The organism is Aliiroseovarius crassostreae, from assembly GCF_049803815.1.
Lineage (GTDB): Bacteria > Pseudomonadota > Alphaproteobacteria > Rhodobacterales > Rhodobacteraceae > Aliiroseovarius > Aliiroseovarius crassostreae_A.
The window spans coordinates 129,645-148,521 of sequence record NZ_JBNAGI010000002.1; the positions used below are offsets into that span (position 1 = coordinate 129,645).

At 60.1% G+C, this 18,877-nt stretch carries 15 protein-coding genes; 12 read left to right on the forward strand and 3 right to left on the reverse strand.

Translation table 11 applies throughout. The features are described 5' to 3' along the window. Position 1 precedes the first annotated feature (1 nt). The 7 genes from ACP15V_RS06430 to rarD all read left to right on the forward strand — a co-directional run bounded on the left by ACP15V_RS06430 (position 2) and on the right by rarD (position 6,706). Positions 2-325, forward strand: coding sequence for a sarcosine oxidase subunit delta (locus ACP15V_RS06430; RefSeq protein WP_424942851.1), 324 nt, complete (start codon positions 2-4; stop codon positions 323-325). After that, complete coding sequence (locus ACP15V_RS06435) at positions 322-3,345, forward strand: sarcosine oxidase subunit alpha family protein (protein WP_424942852.1); 3,024 nt, start codon at positions 322-324, stop codon at positions 3,343-3,345. The genes ACP15V_RS06430 and ACP15V_RS06435 overlap by 4 nt, the downstream gene beginning before the upstream one ends. Then, positions 3,338-3,892, forward strand: coding sequence for a sarcosine oxidase subunit gamma (locus ACP15V_RS06440; protein WP_424942853.1), 555 nt, complete (start codon positions 3,338-3,340; stop codon positions 3,890-3,892). The genes ACP15V_RS06435 and ACP15V_RS06440 overlap by 8 nt, the downstream gene beginning before the upstream one ends. Positions 3,893-4,034: 142 nt before the next feature. Further along, positions 4,035-4,469 carry a hypothetical protein gene (locus tag ACP15V_RS06445; RefSeq protein ID WP_424942854.1) on the forward strand — a complete coding sequence of 145 codons (435 nt, stop codon included), beginning with the start codon at positions 4,035-4,037 and terminating at the stop codon, positions 4,467-4,469. A 124-nt stretch (positions 4,470-4,593) separates the two neighbouring features. Continuing rightward, entirely contained in the window at positions 4,594-5,193 is a 600-nt protein-coding gene (locus ACP15V_RS06450) for a superoxide dismutase (RefSeq protein WP_424942855.1), read from the forward strand. Positions 5,194-5,274: 81 nt separating this feature from the next. Beyond that, the gene (locus tag ACP15V_RS06455; protein ID WP_424942856.1) at positions 5,275-5,682 is read left to right on the forward strand and encodes a GFA family protein; all 408 of its coding nucleotides are present in this window, start codon (positions 5,275-5,277) and stop codon (positions 5,680-5,682) included. Positions 5,683-5,779: 97 nt separating this feature from the next. After that, positions 5,780-6,706: an EamA family transporter RarD gene (gene rarD / locus ACP15V_RS06460; RefSeq protein WP_424942857.1), complete on the forward strand. Its 927-nt coding sequence runs from the start codon at positions 5,780-5,782 to the stop codon at positions 6,704-6,706. Here the strand turns inward: rarD and ACP15V_RS06465 are convergent. Further along, positions 6,661-7,260 (reverse strand): TIGR00730 family Rossman fold protein, encoded by a 600-nt coding sequence (locus ACP15V_RS06465; protein ID WP_424942858.1) that lies wholly within the window; start codon positions 7,258-7,260, stop codon positions 6,661-6,663. The two genes, rarD and ACP15V_RS06465, sit on opposite strands and share 46 nt — an antisense overlap. A 206-nt stretch (positions 7,261-7,466) precedes the next feature. Here ACP15V_RS06465 and ACP15V_RS06470 point away from each other — a divergent pair, with 206 nt between their 5' ends. The 3 genes from ACP15V_RS06470 to ACP15V_RS06480 all read left to right on the forward strand — a co-directional run bounded on the left by ACP15V_RS06470 (position 7,467) and on the right by ACP15V_RS06480 (position 11,496). Continuing rightward, entirely contained in the window at positions 7,467-9,008 is a 1,542-nt protein-coding gene (locus tag ACP15V_RS06470; protein WP_424942859.1) for a LysM peptidoglycan-binding domain-containing protein, read from the forward strand. Between the two features lie 111 nt (positions 9,009-9,119). After that, on the forward strand, positions 9,120-10,952 hold the full coding sequence (locus ACP15V_RS06475; protein WP_424942860.1) for an ABCB family ABC transporter ATP-binding protein/permease: 1,833 nt from the start codon (positions 9,120-9,122) through the stop codon (positions 10,950-10,952). 118 nt (positions 10,953-11,070) lie between these two features. Beyond that, a complete protein-coding gene (locus ACP15V_RS06480) occupies positions 11,071-11,496 on the forward strand; it encodes a VOC family protein (protein ID WP_424943389.1) in 426 nt (141 codons plus the stop codon). Between the two features lie 39 nt (positions 11,497-11,535). On the opposite strand, the gene ACP15V_RS06485 is transcribed toward ACP15V_RS06480, so the two are convergent. Continuing rightward, positions 11,536-15,339 carry an efflux RND transporter permease subunit gene (locus ACP15V_RS06485; RefSeq protein WP_424942861.1) on the reverse strand — a complete coding sequence of 1,268 codons (3,804 nt, stop codon included), beginning with the start codon at positions 15,337-15,339 and terminating at the stop codon, positions 11,536-11,538. After that, on the reverse strand, positions 15,336-16,589 hold the full coding sequence (locus tag ACP15V_RS06490; protein ID WP_424942862.1) for an efflux RND transporter periplasmic adaptor subunit: 1,254 nt from the start codon (positions 16,587-16,589) through the stop codon (positions 15,336-15,338). The genes ACP15V_RS06485 and ACP15V_RS06490 overlap by 4 nt, the downstream gene beginning before the upstream one ends. A gap of 220 nt (positions 16,590-16,809) precedes the next feature. On the opposite strand from ACP15V_RS06490, the gene ACP15V_RS06495 reads away from it, so the two are divergent. Both ACP15V_RS06495 and ACP15V_RS06500 read left to right on the forward strand, forming a co-directional pair. Continuing rightward, positions 16,810-17,442, forward strand: coding sequence for a hypothetical protein (locus ACP15V_RS06495; protein ID WP_424942863.1), 633 nt, complete (start codon positions 16,810-16,812; stop codon positions 17,440-17,442). 72 nt (positions 17,443-17,514) lie between these two features. Then, positions 17,515-18,861, forward strand: a complete 1,347-nt coding sequence (locus tag ACP15V_RS06500; protein WP_424942864.1) for a PQQ-binding-like beta-propeller repeat protein — start codon at positions 17,515-17,517, stop codon at positions 18,859-18,861. Positions 18,862-18,877: the final 16 nt, after the last annotated feature.

The following is an 18,877-nucleotide window of genomic DNA, read 5'->3' on the forward strand; positions in this document are numbered from 1 at the left end:
GATGCTTATTCTGGAATGCCCCTATTGCGGCGTTATGGCTGATGAAACTGATCTGCATGGCGGTGGCGAAGCGCATCTGAAGCGTTTTGGTCCCGGCTCGTCGGATGACGACTTTGAAACCTATCTGTTCATGCGTAAGAACCCCAAGGGGGTTCACTTTGAGCGCTGGCGCCATGCATCGGGCTGCGGCAAGTGGTTTCACGCGGCCCGCAACACGATGACGCTGGAAGTCTACGGCACCTATTCCGCGCAAACCTATGAGCCGCCGCAGGACATCATTGATGCGGTCAAGGCGAAACACCCTGACTGGGAGGGGTATAAATGAGCACCCGTCTTTCAACTGGCGGTCGCCTGATCGACCGCTCGAAGGTGAAGAACTTCACCTTCAACGGCAAGAAAATGAAGGGGTTTGAAGGGGATACCCTTGCGTCGGCCCTGCTGGGCGAAGGCCAGACCCTTGTCGGCCGTTCGTTCAAATACCACCGTCCGCGCGGCATCATTGCGAGCGGAGCAGAAGAGCCGAACGCGCTGGTGAATATGGGCGAGGGCGCACGGTTTGAACCGAACCAACGTGTCACAACGACCGAACTTTTTGACGGTCTGACTGCGGGCTCGCAAAACCACTGGCCGAGCCTGGAATTCGACGTGGGGGTGGTGAACAACTACGTGTCGCGCTTCCTGCCGGCCGGGTTTTATTACAAGACCTTCATGTTCCCGCGCGTGGGCTGGAAACATGTGTTTGAACCGATTGTGCGTCAATCCGCTGGTCTGGGCAAAGCGCCCGACGCCGAAACTTTTGATGCAGACCGCTACGAGCATTACTACCACCACACCGACATTCTGGTTGTCGGGGGCGGGGTGGCCGGTCTGGCCGCCGCCCTGGCCGCTGCCAAGTCGGGCAAGAAGGTCATGCTGATCGAACAGACCGCCCATTGGGGCGGACGCGCCCCGGTCGATGGGGGCACCATTGACGGCAAAGCGCCCGCCGATTGGATCGATGCCACCGTGGCCGAACTGGCCGCGATGGAAAACGTAACGCTGCGCACCCGCACCATGGGCGCCGGTGTCTACGATCACGGCTATGCGCTGGGATATGAGCGCGTGGCGGACCATACGCCAGCGGATGGTCGCCCGCGACACCGCCTGTGGCGGATCCGGGCGGGGCAGATTGTCACCGCAACCGGGGCCATCGAACGTCCGCTGTCCTTTGCTGGCAACGACATCCCCGGCGTGATGCTGGCCGGGGCCGTGCGCGATTACATCGTGAACTGGGGGGTATCCGCTGGCGACCGTGTGGTGGTTGTGACCAACAATGACGACGCGTATCGCACCGCGCTGGCCGTGAAAGCTGCCGGTCTCGAAGTGCCTGTGATCATCGATGCGCGCCCCAACGGTGGCGGCGCGCTGGCTGATGCGGCCCGCGAGGCGGGCATCCGTGTCGAAAACGGCAAGGCCATTGGCATGGTCAAAGGTGGCAAATCCGTCACCGGCGTGACCCTTTGTGCCCAGCAGGGCGAAGGCGCGACGCTGGAAGAGATCGCCTGTGACGCGGTTGCGATGTCGGGCGGCTGGTCCCCGGTTGTGCACCTCTGGTCGCATTGCGGCGGCAAGCTGACGTGGGACGAGGTGAACGCCATGTTCCGCCCCGATGCCTCCCGCCCGCCGCTGGGCGCAAATGGCGAAGGTTTTGTGATCCCGGCGGGTTCGGCGGATGGCGAGTTTGCCCTGGGGGCCGTGTTGGAAAACGCCGTGAAGGCCGGTCTGGCGGCTGCGGGCGAAGGCGACATGGCCGCTCCGAAAGGCGAGGCCGAGGCCGAGGCCGCGCTGGAACCGGTTTGGATCATGCCGCAGGGCGCTGGCCCGAAAAAGCGCATGAAAATGTGGCTGGATTACCAAAACGATGTGAAGGTTTCCGACGTGCAGCTTGCCGCGCGTGAAGGCTATGAAAGCGTGGAGCACACCAAGCGTTACACCACGCTGGGCATGGCGACGGATCAGGGAAAAATCTCCAACATCAATGGTTTGGCGGTTCTTTCTGATGCTTTGGGTCAACCCATTCCATCGACCGGCACCACCACCTTCCGCCCGCCTTACACCCCGATTTCCATGGGGTCGATCGCCGGCGAAGCCCGGGCCGAGATCTTTCAGCCGATCCGTCGCACGCCGATGCACGAATGGCACGAAGAGCAAGGCGCCTATATGGAGCCGGTGGGTCATTGGCGCCGCCCCTATTGCTATCCGCAAGCGGGGGAAAGCCACGAGGATGCGGTCTATCGCGAGGTGCTGAACACCCGTGAAAACCTCGGCCTGCTGGATGCCTCCACCCTTGGCAAACTGATTGTCAACGGGCCGGATGCGGGCAAGTTCATGGACATGATGTACACCAACATGATGTCGAACCTGGCCGTGGGCAAATGCCGCTATGGCCTGATGTGTTCGGAAAACGGCTTCCTGTCGGATGACGGTGTGGTTGCCCGCATCGACGAGGATACGTGGCTGTGTCACACCACCTCGGGTGGGGCGGATCGCATCCATGGTTGGATGGAAGAATGGCTTCAGACCGAATGGTGGGACTGGAAGGTCTATGTTGCCAATGTGACCGAGCAACTGGCGCAGGTCGCCGTGGTTGGCCCGAATGCGCGCAAGGTGCTGGAGAAGTTGAACGCGCAAGCTGGCGGTGGCATGGATCTCTCTGCCGAGGCGCTGCCCTTCATGCAGTGGCGTGATGGTAAGATCGGCGACTTTGACGCCCGTGCTTACCGGATCTCCTTCTCGGGTGAACTCAGCTATGAAATCGCCGTACCGGCCTCGCAGGGGCGTGCCTTCTGGGATGCGCTGATTGCGGCGGGGGAAGAGTTTGGCGTGATGCCATACGGCACCGAATGTTTGCACATCATGCGGGCCGAAAAGGGCTTTATCATGATCGGGGATGAGACCGACGGAACGGTGATCCCGCAGGATCTGGGGCTGAACTGGGCGATTTCCAAGAAGAAGGAAGACTTCCTTGGCAAACGCGCCCAGCTGCGCAGCCATATGACCGATCCGGAGCGTTGGAAGCTGGTCGGGCTGGAAACCCTTGATGGCTCTGTCCTGCCGGATGGCGCCTATGCGCAGGGTGACGGCGTGAACGCGAACGGCCAAAAGGTTGTGATCGGCCGCGTGACCTCGACCTATTATTCGCCGACCCTGAAGAAAGGCATCGCCATGGGGCTTGTGAAACACGGCCCGGACCGGATGGGCGAGGTGATTTCCTTCCCGACCGTGGATGGCACCAACACTGTGATCAAGGCGCGGATCTGTGATCCGGTCTTTTATGACAAGGATGGGGAGAAGCAGAATGTCTAAGGCTCAATCCGCACTCAATGGCGCGTCGTTTGACGGCTATTGCCGCATCGAAGAACAGGGCCTTGTGGGCATGATCACCGTGCGCGGTGATCTGGTCTCGAAGACACTGGCGAAAGCGGTCAAGGAGGCCACCGGGACCAAGATGCCGGGGCAGGGGGAAATCCTGTCAGGTGAGGCAGGCCGCACCGCCTGGATGTCGCCCGATGAACTGCTGCTGATCGTGGATCACGCCAAGGCTCCGGGCATCATCGATGCAATGAACGCCACGCTGGCGGATGAACATGCGTTGGTGGTGAACGTGTCTGACGCACGTGCCGTATTCCGGGTCATTGGCAAGGCGGCCCGTGAAGTGGTGGCGAAGCTCAGCCCCGCGGATGTGTCAGCCATGGCCCCCGGCATGCTGCGCCGCACCCGCATCGCGCAGATCCCGGCGGCGTTTCATCTGATCGACGAAGAAACCGCCGAACTGGTCTGTTTCCGGTCGGTCGGGCAATATGCGTTCGACCTGTTGAAAGACGCAGCTTTGCCCGGTGGCGAAGTGTTCTGACGAGGCAACACTGTTGCAACCCAAACCCGGAAGTGCGTTTCGCGTTTCCGGGTTTTTTTATTCCGTGTATTTGCGTTGAGGTCGCCTTCGATGTGTTCTACTTGAAGGTGAGCTGAATTTGATTGAGATAGGATAGAGTCAGATGGGTGTTCTCGGAAAGACACTTTCATGTGCAGCGGTGTTGCTGACGATGTCATTGGGGCAGGCAAATGCCAAAAACTACTACTGTGTAATCAACAAATCCCGTGGCGGCGGGGATACCTCAAGCCTGCCGCCGGACCTTTATGTCTGGCATGATGAAACTACGGGATCCGTGAAGGTCCTGGATGGTATGATCCAAAAGGTCTTTGAAGAGCCAATTGGCGGTGCCGTTTCTGTGGACAACACCAAGCGTATGACGTTCAGCTATACGATCAAGAAAGTGCCCGGCAAAAATCAATATGGCGGGAAAGTGCTGGCATCTGGCCTTGGCTATCGACTGACCATTCAGAAGTCAGATTTGTCCGCGACTCTTTCGATGAAGCCTCTGGGCTTTGCCAATACGTTTCGCGGAGAGGGGAAATGTAGCTTGAAGTAAGCTTGGGTGAGGGAAGGAAAACTTGGCGGGAAAACGGTTGTTTTTTGTCTCGCCCCTTGACCCTTCCCCCCCAGGTACCCCATTTAGAACGAGAATAGAAACGCGACAGAAGAGGGGCCCAACAATGGCTTTTGAACTTCCCGACCTTCCCTATGCCCATGATGCACTTGCCGAATTTGGCATGTCAGCAGAAACGCTGGAATATCACCACGACCTGCACCACAAGGCCTATGTCGACAACGGCAACAAGCTGATTTCCGGCACCGAGTGGGAGGGCAAATCCCTCGAAGAGATCATCAAGGGCACCTATGATGACAAAGCCGTGGCACAAAGCGGCATCTTCAACAACATTTCGCAGCTGTGGAACCACAACCAGTTCTGGGAGATGATGGGCCCGGGCAAAACCGGACTGCCGGGTGAGCTGGAAAAAGCCATCACCGAAAGCTTTGGGTCGGTTGACAAGTTCAAGGAAGACTTTGCCGCAGCAGGCGCAGGCCAGTTCGGTTCGGGCTGGGCCTGGTTGGTCAAGGACAGCGACGGTGGCCTGAAGGTGACCAAAACCGAAAACGGTGTGAACCCGCTCTGCTTCGGTCAAACCGCGCTTCTGGGCTGCGATGTGTGGGAACATTCCTACTACATTGATTTCCGCAACAAACGTCCGGCCTATCTGGACAACTTCCTGGAAAACCTGGTGAACTGGGAAAACGTGGCCTCGCGCCTGTAATCACTTGGATCGTAAGGAAATTCCAAAGGGGCGCCGTGCGGGTGCCCCTTTTTATTTGGGATGTTGGAAAGAGGATTTGATATGGCCGATCACCACAAAGCCGCCTGCCATTGTGGCGCCGTGCAATTTGAGGTTGCCTTGTCCGATGGGCTGAACAGCGCGCGGCGTTGCGATTGCAGCTTTTGCAGGATGCGCGGAGCGGTGGCGGTGTCGGCCCCGCTTGATGGGGTCCGCATCACGAAGGGCGCAGAAAATCTGACCCTCTATCAATTCGGAACCGGTTCTGCGAAACACTATTTCTGCAAGACCTGTGGCATCTATACCCATCATCAACGCCGCTCCAACCCCAATGAATACGGGGTCAATGCCGCCTGTCTGGAGGGCGTCAGCCCGTTTGATTTCTCTGACGTGGTGGTCAATGACGGTGTCAATCACCCGTCAGATGGGCGCAGTGGCATCGCGGGCGTGTTGCGATTTACCAAGACGTAGCGTCCGGCTTGGAAGGGGATCAGAATACCTCTTGGGATTGGATCCAATCTGTGCCATCGTCGCGCAGATTATACCCACATCCCGATGAGACACCCCCATGCGCGACAGCACCAAAGCCATAGCCGCGATCCTTTTGGCCTGCACCATCTGGGGCCTGTCGCCACTGTATTACAAAGCTTTGGCCCATGTGCCGCCGTTGGAACTTCTTTCTCACCGCACGATTTGGTCGTTGGTCTTGTTTGGCTGTTTGCTTGTGATCCAGCGCCGTCTGCCGGACCTGTCCCGCCTGTTGAAAGATCCGCGTGGGTGCCTGTTGGTGCTTCTGTCCAGCCTGATGATTTCTGCCAATTGGGGCGGGTTCATCATTTCAATCCAGATCGGCAAGGTGGTCGAGGCCAGCCTGGGCTATTACATCTTCCCGCTGGTCACCGTGCTTTTGGCGCGTCTGGTGTATGGCGAGGTGCTGGGGCGGGGGAAATCCATTGCCGTGGCTTTGGCGGCCTTGGCGGTGGTGATCCTGACCTACGGCCTTGGTGTGCCACCGTGGATATCGCTTTTTCTGGCGTCCACCTTTGCGCTATACGGCGTGATCAAGAAAAGCCTTGTCGCCGGACCGGTTGTGTCGGTGACGGGCGAGGTGCTTTTGCTCGCGCCCTTGGCGGTGATCTGGCTGTGGGGGGTGCATATGCAGGGCTGGACCGGGTTGTTTGATCGCCACCTCGCCACTTTCGGACATAACCTGTTCGACAGCCTGATGCTGATCGGCTCTGGCGCATTGACCGCCGGGCCGCTTGTTCTGTTCAGCTACGCGTCAAAACAACTGCCGCTGTCGACCGTGGGGGTGGTGCAATACCTGAACCCAAGCCTGCAATTCCTGTGTGCGGCGGTGATTTTTGCCGAACCTGTTACCATCTGGCACGCCATTGCTCTGCCGCTGATCTGGGCGGCGCTGGTGATTTATTCGCTGGTGGCGTTCCGTCAGGACCGCGTGGCAAAACGCGCGCGCAGCAGGGTGGCCATCTGATCCACGCTCTCGGCGACCAGCGTGTTTTCGCGGATATCATCCCCGGCAAACCCTTGGGCAATCACATGGTCCAGCAGCCCGATCAGCGGATCCCAATAGCCGTTGATATTCAACAGGATGATCGGCTTGTCATGCAGGCCAAGCTGCCGCCAGGTCAGCACCTCAAAAAACTCGTCCAGCGATCCGGCCCCGCCGGGCAGCACGGCAATCGCGTCTGAGTTCATATACATGACCTTTTTGCGCTCATGCATGTTCTCGGTCACCACAAAGGACGTCAGGTCGCGTTTGCCCTGTTCGCGGTCCATCAGATGCACCGGAATGACGCCAAAGGTTTCGGCCCCCGCGGCCTGCGCCGCTTTGGCGACTGCCCCCATAATGCCGATATCCCCGGCACCATAGACAAGACGCCAGTTTTCCTTTGCCATGCGGGTGCCAAGGTCAATGGCCGCCTGTTCATACGCGGGATCATGGCCGCTGCGCGCCCCGCAGAACACACAGATCGATGCGTTGCGGGATTTGGGGGCAGGGGAGGATCCGGGCAGGGGATCAGACATGGCGCTTTCCTTCAACAGATCTTTTGACCGGTGATAGCCGGGTTGTTATGGTTGCTCAAGCCGTCGCAACCGGGAAACGCCTTTGTTTGCAAAAGCGGGATCCTCCGCCGGAAAACAACGGGTTGGAACGCGGCGCGGCATGGAACGGGACAGGCTGGAATTGGGGGATGGCGCCGGACATGGCGGATCGCCCGAAGGGGATGGAAATGACAGCAGAAAATACGCCCAAATCGGGCGCAGGGGCGTTGGCGGCAGGCGGCACGGCGCTGGCGCTGATTGTGGTGGCGATGGGATGGTGGTTGACCCGGGATGGGGGCGATACTGCCGAGCAAGCAAGCCGTTCGGCACCGGTCCCGCAAAGCGCGCAGGACGAAGGCGCATCAACATCAGTTGCTGATCAATCCGATGGTGCGACGGATACCGGCGATATCAGGTCTCCGTCCTTCGATGTGGTCCGGGTTGAACCGGATGGATCTGCGGTGATCGCGGGGCAGGCCGCACCCGGCAGCCAGGTGCAGCTGATGGTGGATGATGCCGTGGTCGGCACCGCTGAAAGTGACGGAAATGGCAACTTCGTCGCCCTGCTGGATCTGCCGCCCTCGGATGCGCCGCGCGTGATGAGCCTGACGGTTGATGGGGAAACCATGCAGGCCTCGGACCAAAGCGTGATCATTGGGCCGGTTGCCGGTGCCGCTGATACAACGGGCGCTGAGGCGACAGGCACGCAAGTTGCTGCTGGCGAGCAACCCGGTACAGAAACCGCAGCTGAACCTGAAGGACAAGGGGTAGAAGCGGCGGAGGGTGCCCCCGATACCCCGCCCCAGGACCCTGCACCGCAAGTGTTGCTTGCAGATCAGGACGGGATCCGGGTTTTGCAGGATTCCACCGGGGCGCAGGTCGTTTCGCAGGTGCGTCTCGACACCATTTCATATGACGCGCAGGGCGTGGTGACACTTGCAGGGCGCGGTGCTGCCCAATCATCGTTGCGGGCCCATCTGAACAACGATTTTCTGGCGGACGCGCAGGTCGGTCCAGATGGTCAATGGCGCATGACCCTTCCTGATTTTGAACCGGGGGTCTACATCCTGCGCATTGATGAAATCGATGCCACGGGCAAGCTGCTGTCGCAGGTGGAAACGCCCTTCAAACGGGAAGATCCGGTGCAGTTGGCGGCACAGTTGACCGAAGCATCGGGCAACACGGTTGAGGCCAAAACCAACACGTCGGATGATGCGGAACAGTCGGCAACCGAGGGAGCGACAGTGGGTGCATCCGGCACGGCAGATACAGCCACCACCGCCCCAGATGCGCCTGCGGCCTCCGCAGGCGGTGAAGAGGCTGCCCCCCCTGAAAATACGACGGTCTCTGAGGCGTCCACTCAAACCGCCCCAGCACCGTCCACAACCACCACGGCAGGTAGCGAAGCCGAGGGCACGGCCGCTATTGCGGACGGCGCAGCGAGCGCTGCGTCTTCACCAACACCCGTTGCAGATGGGACTGCGGAGACGGCTGGCAAAGACTTGGCAACGCCCACAGCCACGCCTGCCGACACTTCTGCGGGTGACGCCCAGCCGCAACGCCCTGCTTTGGTGACCGTGCAGCCCGGGGCCACGCTTTGGGCCATTGCGCGGGACCGGCTGGGCGACGGGGTGATGTATGTGCAGGTGTTTGACGCCAACCGCGACAAGATCCGCAACCCGGACCTGATCTATCCGGGGCAGGTCTTTACGGTTCCGTCTAGGAACTGAGGCGTAAAGCGGAAAAAGACAAGTGCAAGGCTCGACCTTTGGCAGGCGGACCCCTATCTGTAGGGTCCGCCTGTTTTGATTGTGGAATGGGCCGCCAGGAAAGACCCGAGCATGAGACATAACCACATCACCGCCACCAAAGCCCCGGATGACAGCATGCTGATCATCAAGCGTGTCATGCCGTATCTCTGGCCCGAGGGGCAGAGCTGGGTGAAACACCGGGTGGTCTGGGCGATGGTGATGTTGCTTCTGTCGAAAGTGGTCACTGTCGCGACGCCGTTTCTTTACAAACAGGCGGTGGATGCGCTGGCGGGTGACGCGACCAGTCCGGCGACCTTCCTGGCGCTTGGGGCGGTGGGGCTGACGCTGGCCTATGGGATGGCACGGTTGATGGCGAACGGGTTTCAACAGTTGCGTGACGCCATTTTTGCGCGCGTCGCACAGCGCGCGCTGCGGCAATTGGCGCTGGAGACCTTTACCCATATTCACCGCCTGTCGATGCGCTATCACATCACCCGCAAAACCGGCGGTCTGAGCCGGATTATTGAACGCGGGGTGAAGGGGGTGGAATTCCTTCTGCGCTTCCTTCTCTTTTCCATGGGCCCCCTGATCCTGGAGTTGGCCCTGATTTCGGCTATCCTGTTTTTTGTCTTTGATGTCTGGTATTTGGCCGTGGTTGTTGGCACGATCTGGGCCTATGTCATGTTCACGTTCAAAGTCACCGAATGGCGGGTGAAAATCCGCAAAGAGATGAACGAACAGGACACGGATGCCAACCAGAAGGCCATCGACAGTCTGCTGAACTTTGAGACGGTGAAATATTTCGGGGCCGAGACGCGAGAGGCAGCACGCTATGACGTGGCAATGGCGGGGTATGAAAAGGCCGCGTTGAAGACCTCTTATTCGCTGGCATTTCTGAATTTCGGCCAGGCCTTGTTGATCACTGGCGGGCTGGTGGCCGTGATGGTCATGGCGGCGATTGGGGTGCAAAACGGCGCGCTGACCGTGGGCGATTTTGTCATGGTCAACGCCTATATGATCCAGATCACCATGCCGCTGAACTTCCTTGGCACAGTCTATCGCGAAATCCGCCAGTCGCTGGTGGATATGGGCGAGATGTTCAACCTGCTCGAACAACCCGCCGAGGTGAAGGACAAGCCCGATGCGCCTGATATCGTGGTCAACGGTGGCGCGCTGGAGTTCGATCAGATCCGCTTTGGGTATGATGACGAGCGGCCCATTTTGAAAGGCGTGTCGTTGAAGGTCGAAGCCGGGCAAACCGTGGCGATTGTCGGCCCGTCCGGGTCCGGGAAATCCACCATCGGGCGGCTTCTCTTTCGGTTCTATGATGTGAATGACGGGGCGTTGAAGATTGACGGGCAGGATGTGCGTGATGTGACGCAGGACAGTCTGCATTCCGTGATTGGCGTGGTGCCGCAGGACACGGTTCTGTTCAATGACACGATCTATTACAACATCGCCTATGGCAATCCGGATGCCAGCCGGGACGAGGTCGAGGCCGCCGCCAAGGCCGCCAAGATCCATGATTTTGTCATGGCCCTGCCAGAAGGCTATGACACCCCTGTGGGCGAGCGTGGGTTGAAACTCTCAGGCGGTGAAAAGCAGCGGGTGGGCATTGCCCGCACGCTTTTGAAAAACCCGCCCATCCTGCTTCTGGACGAGGCAACCTCGGCGCTTGATACCCAGACCGAACGCGACATTCAGGACAGTCTGCGCGAAATGGGGCAGGGGCGCACGGTGATTACCATCGCCCACCGCCTGTCCACCATTGCCGATGCCGATCAGATCATCGTTCTGGAACAGGGCGAAATCACTGAACGCGGCACCCATGAAGAGCTGCTGGCTGCCGGGGGTCGCTACGGCGCGATGTGGGCGCGTCAGGCGGCCGAGGATGAGGATGGCGAGGTCATCGACGCGGCCTGAGCCGATACGGGCGTGTTGATCCACGTCATTGGGGGCATGGATCCGGTGGGGTAAGCTGGGGCAGGGCGCGCAGGCTCCTTGGCTGCGGGCCTTTACCCGAAGGAGCCACCCGATGGATATGACCCTGCACCGCGGACGTTTGATTGATCATCTACACCTTGTCGTTCAGGATATTCACGCCAGTCGGCGGTTCTACAAAGCCGCGCTGGGGGCGTTGAACGTGCCGGTTATGGAGGCCAGCGACACCTTCTTTTTCGCCGACGAGCTGGTTGTGTCTGCGGTTGATGGGCCCGAAGCGCAGGGCCTTGCAACCGGGCGCCAGCATATCGCCTTTCAGGCTGCTGATCGTGCCATGGTCGATGCTTTCCACGCGGCGGCCCTGGCGCATGGCGGTCAGGACAATGGCGCCCCGGGGGAACGTGCCTATCACCCTGGCTATTACGCGGCTTTTGTTCTGGACCCGGATGGCAACAACATAGAGGCCGTGCATCATGGCCCGGCCAAACGCAGCGCCGCGTCGGTAGAGCTGTCGTTTCAGATGTAATCGCAAACAGGAAGGGCCACGTCTTGCGCGGCCCTTCGGTTACTCAGCGGCGTCGCGAGAGCTGCCTGGTTTGACCGGGTTTTCACGCAGATCCTGTTCATCCGTCTCAGACGTTTCATCTGCTGCGGGCGAATGGATGGTGTCTGTCGGGGCCAAAACACGCTTGATGTCTTCAACGCTTGGCGCCACATCCCCGGTGTCCGGCATAAGATCGGCATCTTCGTCACCGTCCCAGATCAAGTCCTCCAGGCGGGTCTTGCGGGCCGCCTTGTTCAGAGCGGCGTCACGGGCTTCGATCCCGCCGCGATGGGCCAGCGAGCGCAGACCCGAAAGCGAGCGATACGCCCCGGCCGAAATCCAGATCCGCAGGGCGAGCATCGACGGGGTGAAGACCAGCGTCAGCACGGTGGCAATGCCCAGCCCGAACACCACGGCGGTGGCCAGCTGTTTCCACCACAGCGCTGTGGGGCTGTCGATCGAATAGCCGCCATCGATGAAATTCAGCGACAGGCCGAACATCATCGGCGCAAGGCCCGCCATTGTGGTGATGGTGGTCAACAGAACCGGACGGATCCGCGCCTCGGCGGTGCGGGTGATTGCCTCAACCGGTGGCATGTAGCGCGAATAATCCTGATAGGTATCAATGAGAACGATGTTGTTGTTCACCACGATCCCGGCCAGCGCCACAATGCCCGTGCCGGTCATGATGATCGAGAAGGGTTGCCCCATCACCATCATGCCGATCAGCACCCCTGTGGTGGACAGAACCACCGCCAAAAGCACCAGAACCGAATTGTAGAAGCTGTTGAACTGCGCGAGCAGGATGATGAACATCAGGAACAGAGCGCCGATGAAGGCCTGACCCAGAAAGGCCTGGCTTTCGGCCTCGTCTTCCTGATCTCCGGTCCATTCATAGGTGACGCCATCGGGCAGTCCGACCTCTTCGATCCAGGCGGTGATGGCGGCAATGCGTTCGGCAGGCGTGACGGCAATCCGGGTCAGATCCGGGATGTCCTTCTGGATCTGATCTGCCTCTGTAACAGAGACAAATTGCTCGGTCCCATCGGCGGCCACCAGTTTCACAAGGTCGCTTTCAACCCCGGCCTTCACGTCGTAGTAGCGGCTTTGATCCACCCGGTCGATCTGCGCCAGGCTGGGCACCGGGGTGCGGGTGACGAAGTTTGACAGCGGCACCAACCCGGTTTCCGTGCGCAGCTTCAGCGTATCCAGCGTGGAGAGAAGGCGTTGATCCTCGGGCAGGCGCACGCGGATTTCGATCTCTTCATCCGAACTGTCCACCCGCATCGTGTCCAGCAGGATCCCATTGGTGACCAACTGCACCATGCCACCGACCGTGGCCACATTGGTGCCATACCGCCCGGCGTTCTCCACATCCACATCCAATTGCCAGTCAATGCCGGGCAGGGGGAGCGTGTCCTCGATCTGTACCAGTCCCGGCGTGGTGTTGAATTTGGTCACCGCCGCGTCCATTGCGGCGCGCAACGTGGTCCAGTCGTCCCCTTTCAGGCGCAGATGCACCGGTTTGGCCGAGGCCGGACCACGGTTCAGGTTCAACACCTCAAAGCGGATCCCCGGCAGGTTCGACAGGCGCTCTTCCAGCTTGTTCATTACGAAATCGCCGTCATAGGCGGGGTCGATTTCGGTGGTGGTGAAGGGGATGAACCCCAAAAGCTTGATGTCTTTTTCAATCGACGGACGATCTGCCCAGGCCACCAATTCCAGCTGCAACTGACCGATTGTGTCGCGCGGGCCTGACGCTCCGCCGGTGTTCTGGTTCAATCCACCGTCGCCCGCAAAGGCAAAGACGCTTTCCACACCTTTGGTCGACAGGGCCACCCGTTCCACCCTGCGCACCATCTCGTCTTTCTCCTCGATCGACAGGTTGCCGCGCGCGCGCACAAAGATGATCGCCTGTTCCGGTTCGCTGTCGGTGAAGAACTCGACCCCCTTATTGTTGCCTGCGAAGGTGATGAAGGTGCCCACCACAAAACCAATCACCGCAAGGATCGACACAAACGGCATGATCGGGTTGCCGGAAATGAAATGGATCACCGCGCCAAACCAGCTGCGCTGATAGCCGGCGTCGATATGGTTGCTTTTGCGTTCAAACTCGATCGATCCGATGCTGATCGACACGAGCGACGCAGCAATCAGGAACAGGATCGCGCCGGGGGCATAACGTGACAGCCCAGCGTCATCGCCGATGCCCATGGGCAGGAATTGCGGGTTGATAAACTGCACCAGCGCCAGCAAGAGCAGGGCCAGCGAAGCCAGAACCATCAGGATCTTGGACCAAAGCGGCAGGGGCTTTAGGGCATCGGATATATGTTCGAACATGCGGCTCAGCCGCCCCGACACGCCCCCCACAACCGGCAGATAGACCAGCGCCACCAGCAGGGATGCGGACAGAACGAAGATCAGGGTTTTCGGCAACCAGCCCATGAATTGCCCCGGAATACCGGGCCAGAAGAGCATGGGCAGAAAGGCGCAAAGCGTCGTCGCGGTCGAGCTGACAATGGGCCAGAACATCCGTTTTGCCGCCATGGTATAGGCCTTCATCGGCCCTACACCGTCCTTGATCTTTTTGTCCGCATATTCAACGACCACAATCGCCCCATCGACCAGCATCCCAACGGCAAGGATCAGGCCGAACATCACGATGTTGGAAATGGTCACATCCAGCACGCCAAACAGCGCAAAGGTCAGCAGGAACGAGGTTGGAATGGCAAAGCCCACCAGCAGCGCCGAACGGATGCCAAGGGCGGCCAGCACCACGATCATCACCAGCGCAATCGCGGTGATCACCGAGCCCTCCAGCTGTTTGACCATGCTGTCCACCACCACGCTCTGGTCGTTTGAGGTGCCCACATGCACGGCCTGCTGCAACTCGCTGGGCCAGTCCTTGCTGGCCTCGGCCACCACGTCGCGCACCTTGGCGGCGGTGTCAATCAGGTTGAACCCCTTGCGTTTGACCACCTGAAGCGCAACCGAAGTCTGGCCATTAAACCGCGCGGTTCCGGCGCGGTCTTCAAATGTCAGACGAATTGTCGCCAGATCGCCCAGCGTGACCACGCTGTCGCCGTTCACCTTGACGGGCAGCGCGTAGATGTCCTGCAACTCGTCAAACGAGGACGGGATCTTGATGGCGGTCGATCCGGTGGCGGTTTGCACATTGCCCGCGGCAATCAACTGGTTGTTGGACTGCACCACATTGATCAATTCACCCGCCGTGACATTATAAGCTTCAAGGCGCAGCGGGTCGATTTCCACTTCGACCATCTCATCACGATAACCGGCAAGGGACGCCTCCAGAACCGCATCCAGCCCTTCCAGATCATCCTGCAAATCTTGTGCCACGCGGATCAGCGTGCGTTCCGGCACCGGGCCGGTCAGGTTCACGATGATGATCGGAAACTCCGAGAAATTGATCTCGTTGATCGAGTATTTCTCAAAGCCTGTCGGAAACTTGCCCTCGGCGGTGTTCATCGCGTCGCGCACATCCGCCATGACCTTGGTCTTGTCCCAGCCAAATTCGAATTCCAGCGCCACCCCGGCATAGTTTTCGGCCGCGGTGCCCGACAGGGTCTTGAGCCCGTCAATATCCGCAAGCTCGGTTTCCATTGTGCGCACCAACAGGCGTTCACTGTCGGCGGCGGAAATGCCGGGGAAGGGGACAGAAACAAAAAGCGCCGGAATTTCAATGTCCGGCTCTCCTTCTTTGGGCAGATTTGCATAGGCCAGCGCGCCTGCCGCGATCGACAGGATCACGAAGGCGATGACCATTCGGGCGCGTTCTGCGGCCCAGTCGACGATCCCGATCATGAGCCCGTTTCCCGTAATGTGACATCGAGTAGGACACCATCGGTGACATAATGGTGCCCAATCACGATGACGGTGGCCGTGTCATCAAGCCCGGTCACCCAGACCCCGTCGCGGCTGTCGCGCACCATTTCGACGGGCACAAAGCCCGCGCGCGTGTCCTCGGTGACAATCCGCACGCCCAAAGCCCCCTGGTCATCCAGGGTCAGCGCGCTTTGGGGCAGCAGATGCGCTTTGCGCCCGGCAGAGGCGATGGCAATTTCCGTGGTGCGCCCTTCGCGCAATTTCTGTTCGCTGTTGTCGGCCTCAATCTCGACCCTGAAGGTGCGGGTGTTGGGGTCAGAGCTGTCCGCGATGTAGCTGACCAGCCCTTCGATGGTCTCTCCGGTCGTCAGCCGGGCCTTGGCGGGGGTGCCCAGCGATACGAACTCCACCTCCAGTTCGGGCAGGAAACCAACAAGACGGATCGGGTTGAGCTGAATGATGGCCGCGCAGTCCGCACCGGGCTGCAACAGCGAGCCAAGTTCAGCTGTGTCGGTTTCCAAAATGCCTTCAAAAGGCGCGGTGATCACCGTCCGCTCCATTTCCCGTTCTGCCGCTGCGACAGCCGCTTCGGCTGATTGGATGCTGGCAGAGGAGCTGGAAGCGCCGGATTGGGCCGCCACCACGCTGGCGCGCGCACTTTCCACACTGGCGCGGGCATTTGCCACGCGGGTGTCGGAGGCAAATCCCCCTTGTGACAGTTTATCGGCCGCATTGAGGTTGATCATCGCCTCATCCAACCTCGCCTGCGCTTCGATCACACGGGCTTCGGCTTCTGGTTCTCGGGCGCGGGCCTCCTCCAGCCGGGCCTTTGCTTCGGCAAGGCTGGCGGCACGGGTGCCCGGATCCAGTCGGCACAGCACGTCGCCCGTGCTGACCAGGCTGCCTTTGTTCAGCCGGTCCGATACAACCTGCCCGGATGTTTCCGCCCGAACCACCACCCGGCGTGACGCTTCGGTGCGTCCGCGCACGACCACCGCACTTTCGATCTCGCGCGCGATGGATTTCAGCGCCACCACGGAAACACGATCATCGGACGGGGAGGAGGGGGCCGCGTCGGGATTTGGGTCTTGCGCGCGGGTCTCAGCCGCCTCTTTCGATGACGCGGATGGACCGGCACCAACTGCGCTCAGAAGTGCGTCACGCTGGAAAATTGCCATATAAAGGCCAAATACAACCGCAACTGCGGCTAGGATGGAAAAGAGACGCATGCGAGATCCTGTTGGTATGATCACAATGAACAAGTTTTGATCAGAAGATAGGTGGCAGCGAGGAAAGGAACAAGCACAGGCGTGCATTTTGTTGACATTCCTGACACCTCCCGCCGGAAAACCGCAATATTTATGAACCTTAGCGCAAATCGTCGCCTGCTCTTGGCATTCGTGGTGCTTTGGGGCAAAAGGGGGCAAGAGTGAAAAAAGGACGGGCATTGTGAGCAATCCGGAAAATTTCATTGATGAGGTGACCGAAGAGGTCCGCCGCGACAAATTGTTTGCGATGATGCGCAAATATGGCTGGATTGCCGTGGCCCTGGTGGTGCTTCTGGTGGGCGGGGCGGCTTACAACGAATGGTCCAAGGCGCGCGCTCAGGCGGCAGCTGAGGCATTTGGTGACGCCATTCTGGCGGCGGAAGAGCTCGAAGATACCGCTGCCCGCAATGCGGCGCTGGCAGAAATCTCAACCGATGGGGATGCTGCGGCGATCCTTGCGCTGTTGCAGGCAGATGGGGCGGCGGACACAGATGCGCTGACCGCCGTGGCCGACAATGCCGACCTGCCAAAGGTCTACCGTGATCTGGCGGCGCTGAAACTGGTGATGGCAACCGGTGCAGAGCTGTCCAAGGCCGAGGCCGAAGCGCGCCTTGGCCCGCTTTTGACGCCAGGCGCTGCCTTTCGCGTCCTGGCCGAAGAGCAAATGGCCCTGGTGGAGCTTGCTCAGGGCGATAAAACCGCAGCAATTTCCCGCCTTCAGTCTCTTTTGCAGGACGAAGAGGCAACGCGGGCCTTGCGTCGGCGTGCCTCACAGTTGATTGTGGCCCTGGGCGGGGCGCTGGACGCATCGTAAGACATTGCTGGGCACCGGAGATTTCGGTGCCTATTCGTTTGAGATAAGATGAAACATTTCGGGGGGCGAAAGGTGAAGTTGAAAGCAAGCACCAGTTTCTTGGCGGTTTTGGGCCTGTTGGCGGCCTGTTCAACACCCGAGTATATTCTGCCTGGCAAACGCGAGGCCCTGCGCAGTGTGAACCCGCAGACCGCAAGCGAGGCCGAGATTGCAGCCGCCGCCGAGGAGGCCGCCGCCCAGACCGGCAACCAATCCCTGCCGATTGCGCTTCCCAAACAGATCAACCACGCGTCATGGACGCATCTTGGTGGAAACACCACCCACCAGGTACAACACCCGTCTCTGTCTGCGGCCCCTCAGGTCATCTGGTCAGCAGACATCGGACAAGGCAACGGACGTAAACACCGGATCACGGCGGAGCCTGTTGTGGCCGATGGCCGCGTTTTCACGCTTGATAGTCGGGCACAGGTGGTCGCGACATCTTCTGCCGGGCAGACGCTCTGGGCCCGGGATTTGACCCCCCCGTCTGACAAAACCGATGATGCATCGGGCGGCGGGCTTGCCGTCGCAGGGGGCAGTTTGTTTGTCACCTCCGGGTTTGGCACGCTGACCGCCCTTGATGCCGCAAGCGGTAAAGTAAAGTGGCAACAAGAGCTGGAGGCCCCGGCCACCGGCGCCCCGACGGTCAGGAACGGCATCGTCTATGTGACCGACAAAGGCAATATCGCCTGGGGGGTGAATGCCGCTGACGGCAAGGTGAAATGGCGCCTGACCGGCACCCCCAGCCAGGATGGCGTCATCGGTGTGTCCAGCCCGGCCATCACGGATCGCCTTGCTATTTTGCCGTTTGCGTCCGGCGAGTTGGTTGCCGCCCTGCCCAAAGGGGGCGTGCGCACCTGGTCGGCCCTGGTGACAGGCGAACGCCTCGGCCGCGCCTATTCCATCGTCACGGACATCACCGGTGAACCCGTGGTGAAGGGGGATGTGATCTATTCCGGCAACCCGGTGGGGCGCACCGTTGCCCTCTCGATGTCCGGTGAACAGATCTGGAGCGCACCTGACGGGGCGGTTAGCCCGGTCTGGGTCAGCGGCGGATCGGTGTTCCTGATTAACGACGAAGCCCAGCTTGTGCGTCTGGATGCCGCGACCGGCGAACGGATCTGGGGCGTCCCCTTGCCCTATTTCACCAAAGCCAAAGCCAAACGCCGCAAGGCGATTTATGCCAATTTTGGTCCCGTTCTGGCCGGTGGACGGCTGTGGGTGGCCTCGTCCGACGGGGTGATGCGCGGCTTTGATCCGAAAGACGGCAGCCTTGTCGCCAATGCCGCCATCCCCGGCGGCGCGGCGACCCGTCCGGCCATCGTCAACGGCGTGGCCTATGTGGTCTCGCGTGACGGAAAACTTCTGGCTTTGCGCTGACGAAAAAACCGTGTAT

What these genes read in the sequence shown, in the direction of transcription:
- ACP15V_RS06430 (WP_424942851.1), top strand. Translation starts at nt 2, where the DNA reads ATGCTTATTCTGGAATGCCCCTATTGCGGCGTTATGGCTGATGAAACT.
- ACP15V_RS06435 (WP_424942852.1), top strand. Translation starts at nt 322, where the DNA reads ATGAGCACCCGTCTTTCAACTGGCGGTCGCCTGATCGACCGCTCGAAG.
- ACP15V_RS06440 (WP_424942853.1), top strand. Translation starts at nt 3,338, where the DNA reads ATGTCTAAGGCTCAATCCGCACTCAATGGCGCGTCGTTTGACGGCTAT.
- ACP15V_RS06445 (WP_424942854.1), top strand. Translation starts at nt 4,035, where the DNA reads ATGGGTGTTCTCGGAAAGACACTTTCATGTGCAGCGGTGTTGCTGACG.
- ACP15V_RS06450 (WP_424942855.1), top strand. Translation starts at nt 4,594, where the DNA reads ATGGCTTTTGAACTTCCCGACCTTCCCTATGCCCATGATGCACTTGCC.
- ACP15V_RS06455 (WP_424942856.1), top strand. Translation starts at nt 5,275, where the DNA reads ATGGCCGATCACCACAAAGCCGCCTGCCATTGTGGCGCCGTGCAATTT.
- rarD (WP_424942857.1), top strand. Translation starts at nt 5,780, where the DNA reads ATGCGCGACAGCACCAAAGCCATAGCCGCGATCCTTTTGGCCTGCACC.
- ACP15V_RS06465 (WP_424942858.1), bottom strand. Translation starts at nt 7,260, where the DNA reads ATGTCTGATCCCCTGCCCGGATCCTCCCCTGCCCCCAAATCCCGCAAC.
- ACP15V_RS06470 (WP_424942859.1), top strand. Translation starts at nt 7,467, where the DNA reads ATGACAGCAGAAAATACGCCCAAATCGGGCGCAGGGGCGTTGGCGGCA.
- ACP15V_RS06475 (WP_424942860.1), top strand. Translation starts at nt 9,120, where the DNA reads ATGAGACATAACCACATCACCGCCACCAAAGCCCCGGATGACAGCATG.
- ACP15V_RS06480 (WP_424943389.1), top strand. Translation starts at nt 11,071, where the DNA reads ATGACCCTGCACCGCGGACGTTTGATTGATCATCTACACCTTGTCGTT.
- ACP15V_RS06485 (WP_424942861.1), bottom strand. Translation starts at nt 15,339, where the DNA reads ATGATCGGGATCGTCGACTGGGCCGCAGAACGCGCCCGAATGGTCATC.
- ACP15V_RS06490 (WP_424942862.1), bottom strand. Translation starts at nt 16,589, where the DNA reads ATGCGTCTCTTTTCCATCCTAGCCGCAGTTGCGGTTGTATTTGGCCTT.